The sequence below is a fragment of the Novosphingobium terrae genome, assembly GCF_017163935.1.
Classification (GTDB): Bacteria; Pseudomonadota; Alphaproteobacteria; order Sphingomonadales; family Sphingomonadaceae; genus Novosphingobium; species Novosphingobium terrae.
In genome coordinates this window covers 451635-467089 of record NZ_JABVZR010000002.1, presented here as the reverse complement: position 1 = coordinate 467089, position 15455 = coordinate 451635, and the positions used below count along the sequence as shown (strand labels likewise).

Sequence of the window (15455 nt, the reverse complement as noted above, 5' to 3'; positions counted from 1 at the left end):
CAAACTCGCACTTTGCCCTATTTTTCCGTGGCAAAGGAGAGACATGTCCTTCGTTGATCACATCGGCGCTCTGGATGAGAGCGTGGCAGGCCCGCGCTATATGCGCCTTCAGAATCTGATCCGGCAGGCCGTGAGCGATCGGCGGCTGACCGCTGGCGAAGCCTTGCCCAGCGAGCGTGAGCTTTGCGAGACCTATGATCTGTCGCGCGTTACCATCCGCAAGGCGCTTGACGGGCTGGTGGATGAAGGGCTGCTGGAACGGCGGCAGGGGGCGGGCACCTTCGTGTCCGGCCATCCGGCCAAGGCGGCGGGCGCGGGGCGGGTGGAAAAGAATTTTTCCATGCTTTCCTCCTTTTCCGAGGATATGCTCTCACGCGGGCGCAAGCCGGGCAATGCCTGGCTTGATCGGGCCGAGGGCGCGGTCAATCCCGAGGAGGCGCTGGGGTTGGGCTTGTCGCCGGGATCGCGCGTCTATCGCTTTCAGCGCATCCGCTTTGCCGATGGCCAGCCCATGGCGCTGGAACAGGCGACGATCCCCGGTTGGGGGCTGCCCTCGATTGATGCGGTCGACACCTCGCTCTATGGCGCGCTGGAGCAGGCGGGTTATCGCCCGGTGCGCGCGTTGCAGCGGGTGCGGGCGATCGGCTGCAATGAGGAGCAGGCGCAATTGCTGAAGATCGAGCCCAACGATCCCTGCCTGTTCATCGAACGCCGTGCCTTTCTGGCCGATGGCCGCGCGATCGAGCTGACGCACAGCTGGTATCGCGGCGATGCCTATGATCTGGTGGCGGAACTCAGCGACAATTGAGGTTGATGGGAGCGGCTGTCTGGCGCCCGATCATCCTCAGCGCGCGGGAGACAAGGCCAGCTTCAGGCCGAACGCCATAAACACGCCTCCGGTCAGACGGTCGAGCCGTTTGACCGCTTTGGGCTCGCGCAGCATGCGCCCCAGCGGAACCGAGGCGGCGATCAGCACCGCAAACCACACCAGCGATATCAGGACGTGCAGGCAGGCCAGAAAGAAGGTGTATGCGGCGATATCGGCGCCAGCCGGCACGAATTGGGGCAGGAAGGTCACATAGAAGACGCCGATCTTCGGATTGAGCAGGTTGGTCAGCAAGCCGCGCAGAAAGGCATGCTGGCTGTTGCGCTCCGGGGTCGTTTCGGGCGTGGCCAGACCGGTGCGCGGCTTGAAGATCAGGCCAAAGCCGAGCCACAGAAGATAGGCCGCCCCTGCCAGCTTGACGATGGTGTAGGCCAGCACGGAGGCTCTGAGAATGGCGCCAAGCCCCAGCGAAACGGCCGCTCCCCAGATCAGACATCCCAGCGAGATCCCGGCCGCGGCCAGAACGCCTTCCCGGCGGCTTCCGGTGGTGGACGCGCGCAGCACCATGGCCGTATCGACGCCGGGCGTGATGGTGAGGATCGCGGCGGCGGCAACAAAGGCCAGCAGGAGGGGCAGATCGAGCATCTCTGTGCTCTAGCATACCGGGCCTTGGACCGCGACCAAGCAGAAGTGGTCGCGGCAAGGTTCGTCAGGGCACGGTTTTCAGGGTCTGAACTTCAAGTAAGGCCTGAAGTTTGCCGGCTAAACTGGCGATCATGATCAGGTCCGGGGTTGTGGGGCAGGGCGCGAGACGACCTCTTGCCCGGCTTCCCAGACAGCGCGGATATGGGTGGTGTCGGTGATGTTGCGCGCAGGATCGCCCGCCACCACCAGCAGATCGGCCCGCTTGCCCGGCGCGATCACCCCGCGATCCGTCAGATCGAGCAGCGCCGCCGCATCGCGCGTCGCCACGGTGATGGCCTGAAGCGGGGTGAGGCCCGCCTGCACCATCAGCACCAGCTCGCGCTGTTCGGCGATGCCGGGCATGCGCAGCGGTGTGGCGCCGGAATCGGTGCCGAAGCCGATCTTTACTCCGGCCCGATAGAGGGTGAGCAGATTGCTCTTGTTGATCGCCAGCGAGGTCTGGTTCACCGCCAGCACCTTGGGATCGAGCGCCTTGGCCTGCCAGGCCGGATCGGCCAGTTGCGCTGCCAGAGCAGGCTGCACCGCGCCCCGGAAAAAGCCCGATTTCAGCCATTCCGGGTGCTGGGCATAGATGTAGAAGCTCTCATCCAGACCCAGCGTCGGGAGATACCATGTGCCGTGCCGCTTCATCAGGGTGATCAGATCGGCATCGACCAGCTCGTCACGCACGCCATGGGCCAGCAGATCGGCCCCGGCTTCCACCAGCTTGCGTGCATCCTCGCGGTAATAGACATGGGCGGCGACGCGCAGGCCCTTGGCATGCGCCTCCTCGATCACCGCCTTGTAGATCTCGGGCTTCATCCTGGCCGGGAGGGCGTGATGGAAATCATCGACCCAGACCTTGATGAAGCTGGGATGGCGGGCGGCGGTTTCATCCACATCGGCGCGCGCTTCCTCCACCGTGGCGGGGCGATAGAGCTGGTCGTCGGCAGCGGCCATGGGCGGGGCGCCCTCGGGCACGCCAATGCCGCGATCGGCGCCGAAGAAGTCCGCCCCGCCCAGCGTTCCGGCATGGGCGAGCGGCTGCATCTCATAGAACAGCGGGGCGTTCAGGCCCAGCGAGGTGATGGTCGTCACGCCATAGCGCTGCCATTGCTTCAGCTCGCGCACGGCATTGTCGCGCGTGTAATTCTGCGGGCCGCTGGTTGTGCCATCGGTATAGGCCAGATGCGAATGGTCAGAGATCAGACCCGGCAGCACGGTCTGGCCGGTCAGGTCGATGATGCGGGCGCCCTTGGGGAGTTTCACGCTGGCATCGGGGCCTACCGCGCGGATCTTGCCCTGCTCGATCAGGATCGTCTGGGCGTTTTTGGGCGCGCCGCCATTGCCGTCGATCACGCGGGCATGCTGCAAAGCGACGATCTGGCCCGCCGGTTGGGCCTGGGCGATCGAAACGCTCAGCAGGGCGCCCAGCGAAGCGGAGGCAGCAAGGCGGAGGAGGGTTCTCATCGATGATCCATTCTGTAAGGCAACTAAGTCAGGCGGATGTGGGCCCCGATCGCGGCAGAGGGAAGTGCGACCAAGGCCCTGATCGCATGAATATTCCGGCTTTTGCCCCGGCTCGGCCTTGAAGGCGGGTATGCCCTTCACGCCCGAACAGGTGATGATCAGCACTGCCGGCTTGTCGCCGCTGACCCCGTGACGGACATCATTCAACGTTTCCGTGAAGGCTTCGCCGGTGTGGAAGGCGTGTTTCTGGCCGCTTGGCATATAGCCTGCATTGGGGGTGGGGCAGGGTAAACGGTATGTGCTGGAATGGCATCCGTCCCTTCATCAGAACCGCACGTTTGTTTCCGTGTGTATCCCTTTGGGTCTGTTCGGGAGCGGCGGTCACGATCTAACCTATCAGAATGGCGCGGAAATCATTGACATTGGTGCGCGTGGGGCCGGTGATGACCAGATCGCCCAGCGGCTCGAAAAAGCTGTAGCTGTCATGGCCCGCAAGGAAGGCATGCGGGTCCAGCCCCCTGGCGCGGGCGCGGCTCAGCGTATCGGGGGTGACGATGGCCCCTGCGGCATCGTCGCTGCCGTCGATGCCATCGGTGTCGCAGGCGATGGACCAGATGTTCGGGGCCGCCTTCAGCGCCAGCGCCATGGAGAGCTGCAATTCGGTGTTGCGCCCGCCCTTGCCCGCAGGCCCCTTGCCGATGGAGACGGTGGTCTCCCCGCCCGAGAGCAGCACGGCAGGGGCGCTCGCCGGGAAGCCATGCCGCGCCACGCCTTGCGCAATGCCGGAGAGGACAATTCCTGCCTCACGCGCCTCGCCCTCGATGGCGTCGCCCAGAATGACGGGGCGGATGCCGATCTGGCTCGCCACCTGCGCCGCATGGCGCAATGACAGAGCCGGGGCGGCGATGATGCGGATATCCTCGGCGATGGAACCGGGCTTGGGCGTTTCCTCGCCGCGTTCCAGCACGTGCTTGGCCGCAGGCGGCAGATCAATGGCGTAGCGGGTGAGAATGGCCTGAACATCCGCAAACGTGCTGCCATCGGCCACGGTCGGGCCCGAGGCAATCGAGCCGGGATCGTCCCCCGGAATGTCCGAGATCAGCAGGGATACCACCCGCGCCGGATGCGCCGCTGCGGCCAATCGCCCGCCCTTGATGGCGGAGAGATGTTTGCGCACGGCATTCATCTCCTCGATGGTGGCGCCGCTGTGGAGCAGCAGACGATTGACGGCCTGCTTGTCCTCCAGCGACATGCCCGGCGCAGGCGCGGCCAGCAGCGCCGAACCGCCGCCCGACACCAGCGCCAGCACCAGATCATCGGCCCCAAGCCCCTGAACGGCAGCAAGAATACGCCCTGCGGCATCCACACTGCGCTGATCCGGCACGGGGTGAGCGGCTTCGAGGATCTCGATCCGCCCGGCGGGCACAGCATAACCATCACGGGTCACCACCACGCCGGAAACATCGACATCGGGCCATGCCGTATCGACCGCCGCCGCCATCGCCGCCGAGGCCTTGCCAGCCCCCACCACGACACAGCGCCCGCGCGGCTTCTCCGGCAGATGGCCGATCACCGCCTGCGCGGGGGCCGCGCTTTCCACGGCGGCATCGAACATGCGGCGCAGCACGTGGCGGGCATGGGTGTCAGTGAAAGCTGGCTGGGTCATGTCGGGCATTGGCTCCATGGATCGCGGCGATGACGGCAACATCGGGGATGAGGATACCATCGGCGCATACCTGTTCCACCGCGATCATCAAACGTCTGGCCGCATCGGGCTCGCCCAGGTGGTCGAGCATCTGCGTGGCGGTCCCGAAGGTGGCGACGGGGTTGGCGATGCCCTTGCCGGTGATGCCGAAAGCCGAGCCATGGATCGGCTCGAACATCGACGGGAAGCGGCGTTCCGGATCGATGTTGCCGGTGGGGGCCGCGCCCAGCGGTCTGGCCAACGCGCCTGCCAGATCGGAGAGGATAGCGGCATGGAGATTGGTGCTGACGATGGTGTCGGGGCTCTGGGGTGGAGCGTGATCCGCAAGGTCATGGCATCGTCCCGCGCTGGAGCGCCAAGGGCGGGCATGGGGATGTGGTCTTTCGCTCCCTGGGCCGATGAAAATCAGCATCCTACAGGCTTCATCATAACAGCGCCCGGCTCACAGGCCGGGCACTTCTTTTCTCAGAACTGCTCGCCCACCAGCCTTTCGCTCAGCACCCAGAGCGCCTTTGCACGCTCGGCATCGAGGGCATAGGGGCGCACGCCGCCGCGCAGCCCTTCGCCGTCCTGCACCGCAGCGACATGGCAGTCTTCGCAATAATGGCCGCCCACTGCGTCGCCATCCGCAACCACCGCCGCCCAGACCGAGGTCGCCGCGCCTTGCGGGATCGATTTGTAGGTGAAGGGCGGCAGGCCCGCCGCCGCATTGGTCGCATTGATGGTGGAGATCAGCGCTTCCTCATCGGCCTGGCTCATATGACGGCTCAGTTCGGTGCGGATGCCACCGGGATGCACGGCCGTCGCGCGCACGCCCCGGTCGCGATGCCGCCGGTCAAACTCAACGGCGAAGAGGATATTGGCCGTTTTCGACCGGCCATAGGCCACCCATGGATCATAGGGCGTCTGCGCGAAGTTCGGATCGTCCAGATCGACATCGGCAAAGCGGTGGCCCGCCGAGGACAGGTTCACCAGCCGCCCGCCGGCGCTCAGCAGCGGCGCGATCCGGTTGATGAAGGTGAAATGCCCCAGATGGTTGGTGCCGAACTGCGTCTCGAAACCGTCCTGCGTGTGGCCGAAGGGAGCGGCCATCACACCGGCATTGGCGATCACCATGTCGAAGCCTTCGCCCGCAGCCAGCAGGCGGTCGGCGCAGGCGCGCACGCTGGCCAGCGAGGCGAGATCAAGCTCGGCCAGTTCGAAGCTGCCGCCGCCGGCTTTGGCGGCCTCCAGCACGCTGCTCGTGGCCTGCCGCGCCTTGGCGAGATCGCGCGCCGTGCCCAGCACATGGGCGCTGTGAGCCGCCAGCGCGCGGGCCGTTTCAACACCAAGCCCGGCTGAGGTGCCGGTCACCAGCACGCGCTTACCATGGAGATTGACCCCGGCCAGCACCTCGTCGGTGGTCGATTGCGAACCGAATTCCTGTGTCATCATCCTGTCCATTTCTGTCACGGGGCTGATTGCGCCGCTGCCTCCATATTGGTGAGCGATGCGCCAAACCGCTGCCCGTTCCGATCGATCTCTTGCCCGATCCTATCAGCCGCTTGCGCTGGGCATCGGAAAGGGCGAGGATCAGCCGATGCAGGACCAACTCGATCGCCTCTGCCAGCGCGTGTTGCGCCACACTGACGGGCTGCGGCTGCAAACGCCGCTGCCGGGGGTGGGGCTGGCCGTCGCGCGGCAGAGCAGCACGCCGGTGCTCACGCTCTATCAGCCGATGGCCTGTCTGGTGCTGCAGGGCGCCAAGCAGGTGCTGATCGGTGACCGCGTGCTGCGTTACGATCCGGCCAGCTGCTTCATCGCCTCACTGGACCTGCCCGCCAGCGGCTGCGTGATCGAGGCGGCGGGCGACAAGCCCTATGTCGTGGCCAGCCTCGCGCTGGACCGCGAGATGCTGGCCGCGCTGCTGGCGGATTTGCCGCCGATCGCACCGGGTGAGCCGGTGGCAGGCTTTGGCGTGGCGCCGGTCACCTCCGAATTGCTGGCCGCATGGGATCAGCTTCTGGCCCTGCTCGACACGCCGCAGGATATCCCCTTTCTGGGCGCCGCGCGTCAGCGCGAGGTGCTGTACCGCTTTCTGCAAGGCGCCCATGGCCCGATGCTGCGCCAGCTTGTCCATGAGGACAGCCGTCTGGCGCAGGTGCGCCGCGCCATCCTGTGGATTCGCGATCACTTCGATCAGGCCCTGCGCACCGAAACTCTTGCGGACATTGCGGGCATGAGCATCGCCTCCTTCCACCGCCATTTCAAGGCGGCCACGGCGATGAGCCCGCTGCAGTATCAGAAAGCGCTCCGCCTGCAGGCCGCACGCAGGCTGATGAGCACCAGCCTCGATGCCGCGCGCACGGCCTATGCCGTGGGGTATGAAAGCGCATCGCAGTTCAGCCGCGATTATGCGCGCCAGTTCGGAGCCCCGCCCTTGCGGGATGCCGAGCGATTGCGGTCGCAACCTCAGGAAGAGGGCGCTGCGGTCTGACAGGCGGCGATGCGCTCTTCGCCAGAGCGCGGGAATTCGCTACAGCAGATAGCGCTGGAAACACATCATGCCCGCGCCGAAAGCCGCCGTATCGTCATGCGCGACGGAGGCCGTGATCTGCGGAAAGGGACGATCCCTGCCACGCAAGGGCACGGTGTAGCAGGCCATGCGATCCGCCAGCCGCCGGGCCAGCGAGGGCGGAATGCGCCCGCCGATCACCACCTCCTGCGGATCGAGCAGGGCGGCGGCGGCGGAGACCACGGCATTGGCCACAGGCGTCACCGTATCGAGCCAGCGGTCCAGCGTCGGCCAGTCTTCGTCAAACTGTTCCAGCATGGCGGCGATGGAGGGGAAGGGCAGGCCGTCTTCCTCAAGCATGCGGCGCAACAGCTCCAGCGTGGGGCGCAGGGGGCGGGTTTCGGGCGGGATCAGGCCGGTGAATTCGCCCGCATTGCCATGGGCGCCGCGCATCAGCCGCCCGTCCACCACCATGCCGCCGCCAAGGCCCCGGTCGATGTAGAGATAGGCCATGCTGGAGGGGGCCTGCGCGCCGCGCTGGTCATGCTCGCCGATGGCGGCGGCATTGCCGTCATTCTCGATCACCACGGGCACGCCCATACGGGTGTGCATCAGGCTTTCCAGCCGGTCGATGGCCCAGTCTTCCATGCCCAGCGGAGCGTTGATCTGCTCCTGCCCCTCAAGGAAAAAGCCCGAGAGGGCGATGCCGATGCCGCACAGGCGCGGTGCGGCGCCATGAGCGTCCAGCAGGGCGGTGGCCAGATCGATGATCCGTGCCTCGACCGCATCGCGCGCGGGATCGGCCAGATGCTCGCGCGCCTGCGCCCGCACCGCGCCGGAAAGATGGCTCAGCGTGACGACCAGACTGTCCGCGCGCACTGCCACGCCAATGGCGAAGGCGGCATCGGGCGCCAGCACCAGCGGCAGGCTGGGCTGGCCCATGCGGCCCATCATCACCTTTTCCTCCGCCGCGATCAGCCCGTCGCTCAGCAGCGCCTCGGCGATGCGGCTGATCGAGGGAATGGTCAGCCCGCAGCGCCGCGCCAATTCCGCGCGGGAGATCGGCGCATGCTGGCGGATCAGCCCCAGCACCATGCGCTCATTGGCGGAAAGGGCACGAAAGGGCTGGGCGGGAAGCGGGGAGGGGCGCAGATGCGATGGATTCATAAAGGGATGAAGGCTCTGTTGTGTCAGGCTTTATGTAAGCGTGCCGGGCCGGTTCTGGCAATCAGGATGGAGAGCCCCACCAGCCCCAGCGCTGCCGCCATCACCATCCCCAGCAGCGGAGCGGGCGCGCCGATCTGCAGCATGGCGCAGCCCAGCGCGATGCTGAGCGCCTGACCCAGCTTGGCGCTGGCCGAAAATGTGCTGATCCGCCCGATGGCCTGCTGCGGCAGGCAGTCGAGCGCGGCCATCCACAGCAGCAGCGTCACCCCGCCGCCCGCCAGCCCATAGAACAGCCCCGAGACAAGCGCCCAGACCAGCCCATAGGCGTTGGTCAGCAGCATCAGCCCTGCGCAGGCAAGGCAGGCGGCGATGACGCTGGCATGCGTCCAGCGCCGGTGGCGGCTCAGCGCCAGCAGGCGCCAGAGCGGCTGGCTGCCGACCATGCCCACCGCGCCTGCGGTGAGAAAGGCGGTGGCGGCATCGCGATCCAGCGCTGTGGCGGCGAAGAAGGGCTCCAATTGCTGAAACAGCGTCATGCCCAGCGAGGCCAGCGCCATGGCCAGCGAGAGGGGGCCAAGGCGCGGCTTGTCTTCCGCTGCGGATGGGGCCGGGGGAGGCACTGTCGCGGGCGTGGCGCCATGTGTCAGGCGCAGGCGCAGCAGGGCCGCCGCCGCGCAGGCCAGCACCGCGATCACCAGTGCCATGGCGAGGAAATTCAGCGCCTGATCCTGACGCAGGCGGTGCATCAGCAGGGGGACAAAGGCCGCGCTCAGCGCAATCCGCGCGAGGCCGCCCGAGATGTTGCGCCACATGCCATAGGCGGCCCTTTCGCGCTCGCTGGTGGCGATCAGGGCGGGCAGGGCGTTCTGGGTGATGTCCAGCCCGGCATAGGTGAGGCGGAAAAGGATCAGCCCCGCCATCATGGCCAGCGCCAGACCCTCGGGCCGCATCAGCCCCAGAATGGCGAAGGCCAGCAGCGCGGCGCTGGTGGCGAGGCAGGCCAGAAACTGCGTGCGGGCGGCCATGGCGATATCACTGACCCGGGCGCCTAGCCAGCGCCCTCCGGTATAGTCCGCCCCTGCTGCGATCAGGATCGACAGGCCGATGCCCAGCCCGGCCCAGCCTGCCGCCACCCCACCCACGGTGATGACCATCCATGTGAAATAGAGGTCGCTGACGGTCCAGAACAGCGTCTTGCCCGCATGGGCCAGCGCATAGACCATCAGCGTCGAGGGCGGGGACAGGCGCAACGGCTTTGGCGCAGGAGGGATCAGGGGCGGGAGCAAAGGCCGCATCCTCAGTGATCGTCCGTCCACGGCCTGTCCTCCTCGGCGGGCAGGGCTCCGTAGTTGTGCGGAGCCTGCATCGCTGTCGCCTGCTTGTGGAAGGTGACAGAATGATGACTCCCGATTGCTACTCCAGATAGAATTGGCGTTTGAAGGCGAACATATCGGCCAGCAGGCAATATTCCGGAGGCCCCAGTGTGATCACCGGCGCGCGCGCGATGATCTGTTGTTTCCATTGCGCCAGATCCTCGCGCCATGCGGCATCCTCGGCGCTGGTCAGCGCGGCGAACTGATAGGCCAGCGTGATATGGAAGCCATAGGTATCATGGCCCGTATCCTGAATGCCCAGCACCTCGGACAGGCGATCGCGCAGGCGCCTGAGGCGCTTTTCCTCGGCAGCGTCGAAGGGCAGCAGGCGCATGGTCAGCGGGCCTTCCTTGGCTGAAGGCGCCGCCGGGTTCACCCGCATGCGATAGGGGCCTGCCTCCGTGCCCAGACGGAAGGCGCGCAGCCTTTCGCCCAGAATGCGGTCGCACTCGGCCATGGGCATATCCAGAGGCAGATCGGCGGGCCAGAGTGGGCGGCGGCGCTCCTTGTCATTGGCGCCGCCGATGATCGTCATATGATAGCTGGAGGGGGGCAGCACTGTTACCTTGCGCGCCCATTCCCGTGCAGGCAGAACGCGATAGACGTCGAGCAGGGCGTCAAAGGGCGCGCTGTCCGGGCCCTGTTGCGGCAGGTGGCAGATGATGGTGTTGCCCGCAAAAGGCATCACCTGCCCGTTGGCCAGAAATTTGCGACCGACATCGGGGGGCGTGCCCTGTTCCGGCGATCCGGCGCGCGCCGCCGTACCCAGCCCCGCGAGCAGCGCCGTGCTTCCGGCCAGAAAGGTTCTACGGCTGCTCACAGCTTCACCTTCGCGCCAAAGAGGATCTGGGTGGGCAGTTTGAAGGCCGATTGCAGCAGTTCCTGATTGGTGCCGTAGCGATAGCTCATGCCCTGCGCCGTCAGGTTCTGCGCATCGAAGCTGACGGTGAAGCGGCGCGTGACATCATAGGAGATCTGGAAATCGAGATTGTTGGTCGGCTGCTGGATGCGGTTGGCGTAGAAACCGCTGGGCGTGAGGTTGGGATAGCGATCGTCCCAGAGGCGGCCCAGATGGTTCCATGCCAGACGGCCATGCACGCGGCCCTTGTCGTAATAGATCGAGGCGTTGATGATGCGCCCGGGCTGCTCGGCCAGATTGTTCATCACCCGCACCGAACCGTCACTGAGGGTAATGGGCACCTGGGCGCGCGAGAAGGTGGCATTGGCGCTGACCCCGAAGCCGTCAAACGGCGCGGGCAGGAAGCTGAGATCATGCGAGGCGCTGACCTCCAGCCCATAGGCGCGGGTCAGGCCGGTGGCGTTGCGGGCCTGCGTGACCAGCACCGGGGTCGAGACGCCCGCGACGGTTTGATAGGCGCCGAAGGAATAGATCTCATTGTTGATCCATTTGTAGAAGCCCGAGACGGCGAACATGCCCTTGCCATGGTCGAAATAGAACTCCTGCGCGATGTCCAGATTGCGGGCGCGGCGGGGCGCAAGATCGGGATTGCCGGTGCTGAGCGTGGGCGTGGACGATGTGGTGTTCAGCACACCGCCATGCAGCGCCGCCGCGCTATAGGCCGGGCGGGCGACGCTCATGCTGGCGCCAAGGCGCAGTTTGCTGTTTTCGGTGGTGTTGAGGATCACGTTCACCGAGGGCAGCGCATCGAAATAGCTCTTGCTGGCGCTGACCGGGGCATAGACGCCGTTGGTCGCCTGCGTGCTGCTGGAGGCGAAGCGGGTCTGCTCCAGACGAACGCCGCCCACCACCAGCAGGCGGTCGCTGCGCCACTGGCCTTGCAGGTAACCGGCCCAGATGTCCTCCGAAACCTTGTAGGTGCCGCCTGCGTTGGAGGATGTGTTGACGGTGGCCGTGGCGCTTGAGGCATATTGGGCGAACAGGCTGTCAGCTGCGGCGCCGCTGATCATCGGGATCGGCGTATCGCATTGATAGCCGCAGATGCCCGCGCCATTGGTCACGCCGGCCAGCGTGTAGCCAAGGTTCGACCATGTTGTGCCGTAATAGCCCACGCCCTGCCGCGTACCGCTGAAGCGCGCGCCGGCCTTGATGCCGAAGCCGCGATCCTGCGCCTCCACATTGCGGGCGATGTTGGCCTGCACATCATAGCGGTTGGAGGAGAGCGAATAGGTCTCCATCGTGCGCGAGGTGGTCTTGTAGAGGCTGGCATTCGCGGCATTGGCAGCATTCACCGCCGTAAAGGTGGGGGCGATGCCGCTGGTGTCGTAATTGAAGGCCATGTTGCTCTGGGCGAAGGAATCCGAAATCTGCGGATTGCTCACCGAGCTGTGCGACCAGCTGGCGCCGATATCCGCCTTCCAGCCGCCGCCCAGCTCCACATCGCCACGCCCATAGAGGCCATAGACCTGCCGCTTCCACAGATAGCGGCCCAGCTGCTCGGTCTGGGTAACATTGCTCAGCGTGCCCGATGTGGCCGTCTGGTTGCTGTCCGTGGCGGTGGCGGCAACAGCGGCATTGGTGGTGTAGCGGGTGGAGTTCTCGCGCTGGTTGAAATAGTAGGAGGCGATATAGGCCTTGGCCTTTTCGCCATGCCAGTCGAGGCGACCCTGAAAGCCGAAGCGCTCGCGCTTGTTGCGATAGTTGTAGTAGATACGGTTGGCGGGCACGGCATAGCCATTGCCGCCATAGGGCGTGGTGACGGTGCCCGCAGCGGTGTACCAGTTGCGGGTGCTGCCGGTTTCCTCCTGCGCCACATTGATGTCACGGCGCCAATAGGTGCCCGAGAGGTAGAGGCCGAACTGCTGGTCCGATCCGAAGCGGGTGGCGCCCGCGATTTCGGCCTGACCGCCGAAGTGGTTGCCGCCATTGGCCTTGCTGTCCAGCGCCTCGCCGCCCTTCACCGAGAGGGAGAGCGTCGGCTTGGCGAAATCGAAGGCGCTGGGCGTGACGAAATTGACCAGACCGCCGATGAAATTGCCCTCGGTCTCGGGCGTGGCCGATTTGATCACGTCGATATGCGAGGCGAGGTTGGCGGGCAGCACCTCCATCGAGATCTGGCGGCCATTGGTGGTGGTCATGCCCATGTTGATGTCCGTGGCGGCCAGGCTGAAGCCATCGACCAGCACATCATTATAGCCCTGATTGAAGCCGCGCACGATCACGAAGCGCGGCTCGCCCTGATAGGTCAGCGTGTTGACGCCAGTAACGCGGCGCAGCGCATCGCCCGCGTTGAAATCGGGCAGCTGGCCGATTTCGCTGGCGGACACGGTGTCGATGATCTGCGTTGCGGCGCGCTTGATCTGCGTGGCCTTGGCCATCGAGGCGCGGGTGCCGGTGACCACGATGTCGCTCTGGCCGGTTGGGGGCGTGTTGGTTTGAGCGTGGGCAGTGAAGGGCATCAGCGACAGCGCGGATGCGGATAACAGGGCGGAGCGGAAACACGGCATGAAAGGACCTTCCCAGCGAATCTAACTAACGTAGATTTAGTTAGTATGTTTTGCACTTTTATGGCAGTGCATGCAAGTCAGGTTGAGATTCTAGTTTTATCATTATAAAACAGAATATTGCTTAATTATCTGGGCGGTATTTTCCATCAAAGGGCTCCGTTGCCGCCATCTTTATGGTGTCGAGACCGTAAAAGGGTTCGATTGTCCTGCCGGGTGTGGCTTGGGTCGCCCGCAGCGATCACGGTCATCGTGGTGTTCCCGCCATATTCAACCATCACCTCGTTAAAGGAGAAATTAAGCAATACTTGCGGCATTTGCAGAACATCTTGGGCGATGGAAAAATGTCTATAAAAATTCGATCCAATGAAAATTGAACAGTCCTAAGGTTTTTACGTAATTTTAATGCGACTTTCCTACTCACAGCGCACCAAAGGGGAAGGGGCCATGATCCATCGCATGAAAGACGAGAGTCGGATCGGCCGTCCAGCGTACCTCGTGTACTACGGGATACTCACTGGATTGAGCGTCACCATGTACGGATGGGGCCTGTATGAATGGCAGGTCCTGAAGCTTGTCCCGATCGTTTTCGGCTTTGTGGCGCCCTTTATTCTCGGCCTCTATTTGCGCGTGATTGCGATGCGCCGTTGCCGCGATATCGGCTGGTCTCCCGTTCTGCCCTGGCTGGCCTTGCGCATGGCGGCCAGTTTCGGGGTTCTGGGGGCCCTGCAATCGGCTTTCCTTCCTGCTCTGCCCTTCCACACGACGATCCCGCTGTTGGTGGTGAGCATCGTGCTCGGAATGGCGGATTTTGTCTTTCTGGCCGTCATCGCCTTCGTTCCAGGTCAGGATGACAGTCTGAACATCCCCCCAGGGCGATCCGACCAGCGTGATCCGATGCCCGCTTCGCCCAATGCGGCATGGGGGGAGCAATGGCCTTTGGCGATGCCCGGGGCCGGATATGAAGGCGGTTCGCCGCGATCGCCCGTTCGGGGTTTCGGCCGCAAGGGCCTGTAAGGTCTCCTCCCTATTTGTACCGAAAGGCGTTTCGATGGTGCATCCCTCCACCCCCGTTGTCTTTGGCCGCAAGGGGCTGCCCCAGCCATCCGGAGAGCAGGGTATCCAGCGTCAAGCCCTTCACGCCGGCCATGTTTATGCCTCGGTGCGGAGCGAGGCCGCGACAGATCAAAAGCCCGATACGAAGCGTCGCGGCCTGCTTGCCACGATATTTCTGCCGCTCATCCTTGTCCTGAAACTGTTCAAATTGGGCAAGATCGGCGGCACGGCCATCACCATGGTGTTGTCGCTTGTTTTTTATAGTGTTCAGTTCGGCTGGCGCTATGCCGCCGGTTTTATCGGACTGCTCTTCCTGCATGAGATGGGGCATTATCTGGCAGCCCGAAGGCGCGGCCTTCATGTCGGTACACCGACATTTATCCCCTTCGTCGGCGCGTGGATTGAGCTGAAGGAACAGCCGATGGATGCCGAAACCGAGGCCTATGTCGCCTTGGCCGGGCCTCTCATTGGTACGCTGGGCGCGACAGCCTGCTATTTGCTGGCGCGGGAACTCGGCAGCACCTTGCTGCTGGCGGTGGCTTATGCCGGATTCTTCCTCAATTTCTTCAATCTGATCCCGCTTTCGCCGCTGGATGGCGGGCGGATCACCAGCGTTCTGTCGCCCAGGATCTGGTTTCTGGGCGTGCCGGTGATGCTGGCCCTGATGGTTTACAGGCCGAGCCCCCTGCTGGTGTTGATCGCGATCATGGCCATCCCCTCGCTCAAAAAGGCATGGCGTTATGATCGCAATGCGCCGGAAAACCGGGCCTATTATGATATGGCCATGGCCAAGCGCCTGGAATATACGGCGCTGTATATCGCGCTGGCGGCCTATCTGGGGCTGATGACGAGCGTGGCCCACAGCGCGATCAATGCGGCAGCGGCCCCTGCCATCTCCCCTGCTCCGGCGGCTGAAGTGATGGTGGGCAAGGGCGCGTCGAACACGGGCGACATGCCGGTCTGGGCCAGGCTGTATCCCGGCGCGCAGGTCGTTCGTGATCAGAAGCTGGATTCATTTGGACTGGCCGATTGGCGCAAGACACTCAGCGTCAAGGCATCGCCCGAGCAGATCGGCGCGTTTTACGAGGCGCAGGCCCGTGCGGAGGGCTTCACGAACACCCAGACCTTGCTCGGCTTGCACCGTTTTATGCAACCGGGCACGAACAACATGTTTTCCTACATGGTCTTCCAGAATGCGGGGCAGTCCATGATTGTCTTCGAAGCGAGAACCGACGCGCGGCACTGATCCGGCAAGGC

11 protein-coding genes and 2 pseudogenes are annotated in these 15455 nt (G+C 64.6%); 4 read left to right on the top strand and 9 right to left on the bottom strand.

All coding sequences use genetic code 11. The features are described 5' to 3' along the window. Positions 1-43: 43 nt before the first annotated feature. The gene (locus HGK27_RS20695) at positions 44-808 is read left to right on the top strand and encodes a GntR family transcriptional regulator (RefSeq protein WP_206244723.1); all 765 of its coding nucleotides are present in this window, start codon (positions 44-46) and stop codon (positions 806-808) included. 36 nt (positions 809-844) lie between these two features. Here HGK27_RS20695 and HGK27_RS20690 read toward each other — a convergent pair whose 3' ends face one another. The 5 genes and pseudogenes from HGK27_RS20690 to HGK27_RS20670 all read right to left on the bottom strand — a co-directional run bounded on the left by HGK27_RS20690 (position 845) and on the right by HGK27_RS20670 (position 6116). After that, positions 845-1471: a LysE family translocator gene (locus HGK27_RS20690; protein ID WP_206244722.1), complete on the bottom strand. Its 627-nt coding sequence runs from the start codon at positions 1469-1471 to the stop codon at positions 845-847. A gap of 135 nt (positions 1472-1606) precedes the next feature. Next, positions 1607-2980, bottom strand: coding sequence for an amidohydrolase family protein (locus HGK27_RS20685; RefSeq protein ID WP_206244721.1), 1374 nt, complete (start codon positions 2978-2980; stop codon positions 1607-1609). A 388-nt stretch (positions 2981-3368) separates the two neighbouring features. Then, positions 3369-4646, bottom strand: a complete 1278-nt coding sequence (locus tag HGK27_RS20680) for a glycerate kinase type-2 family protein (RefSeq protein ID WP_206244720.1) — start codon at positions 4644-4646, stop codon at positions 3369-3371. Further along, a pseudogene (locus tag HGK27_RS20675) lies at positions 4624-5024 on the bottom strand (isocitrate/isopropylmalate family dehydrogenase); the annotation flags it as partial. The pseudogene HGK27_RS20675 and the gene HGK27_RS20680, both read right to left, overlap by 23 nt. Positions 5025-5150: 126 nt before the next feature. Next, positions 5151-6116, bottom strand: coding sequence for an SDR family NAD(P)-dependent oxidoreductase (locus tag HGK27_RS20670; protein ID WP_206245454.1), 966 nt, complete (start codon positions 6114-6116; stop codon positions 5151-5153). Between the two features lie 148 nt (positions 6117-6264). Between HGK27_RS20670 and HGK27_RS20665 the strand changes: the two genes are divergently transcribed. Then, the gene (locus tag HGK27_RS20665; RefSeq protein WP_206244719.1) at positions 6265-7161 is read left to right on the top strand and encodes an AraC family transcriptional regulator; all 897 of its coding nucleotides are present in this window, start codon (positions 6265-6267) and stop codon (positions 7159-7161) included. A 39-nt stretch (positions 7162-7200) separates the two neighbouring features. On the opposite strand, the gene HGK27_RS20660 is transcribed toward HGK27_RS20665, so the two are convergent. The 4 genes from HGK27_RS20660 to HGK27_RS20645 form a co-directional block, all read right to left on the bottom strand. Beyond that, positions 7201-8346 carry an ROK family transcriptional regulator gene (locus tag HGK27_RS20660; RefSeq protein ID WP_206244718.1) on the bottom strand — a complete coding sequence of 382 codons (1146 nt, stop codon included), beginning with the start codon at positions 8344-8346 and terminating at the stop codon, positions 7201-7203. A 23-nt stretch (positions 8347-8369) separates the two neighbouring features. After that, on the bottom strand, positions 8370-9632 hold the full coding sequence (locus HGK27_RS20655) for an MFS transporter (RefSeq protein WP_206244717.1): 1263 nt from the start codon (positions 9630-9632) through the stop codon (positions 8370-8372). Positions 9633-9759: 127 nt separating this feature from the next. Further along, entirely contained in the window at positions 9760-10539 is a 780-nt protein-coding gene (locus HGK27_RS20650; RefSeq protein ID WP_206244716.1) for a DUF1868 domain-containing protein, read from the bottom strand. Beyond that, complete coding sequence (locus HGK27_RS20645) at positions 10536-13097, bottom strand: TonB-dependent receptor (RefSeq protein ID WP_206244715.1); 2562 nt, start codon at positions 13095-13097, stop codon at positions 10536-10538. The genes HGK27_RS20650 and HGK27_RS20645 overlap by 4 nt, the downstream gene beginning before the upstream one ends. Positions 13098-13589: 492 nt before the next feature. Here HGK27_RS20645 and HGK27_RS20640 point away from each other — a divergent pair, with 492 nt between their 5' ends. Both HGK27_RS20640 and HGK27_RS20635 read left to right on the top strand, forming a co-directional pair. Further along, positions 13590-14159: a hypothetical protein gene (locus HGK27_RS20640; protein ID WP_206244714.1), complete on the top strand. Its 570-nt coding sequence runs from the start codon at positions 13590-13592 to the stop codon at positions 14157-14159. 208 nt (positions 14160-14367) lie between these two features. After that, a pseudogene (locus HGK27_RS20635) lies at positions 14368-15084 on the top strand (site-2 protease family protein); the annotation flags it as partial. Positions 15085-15455: the final 371 nt, after the last annotated feature.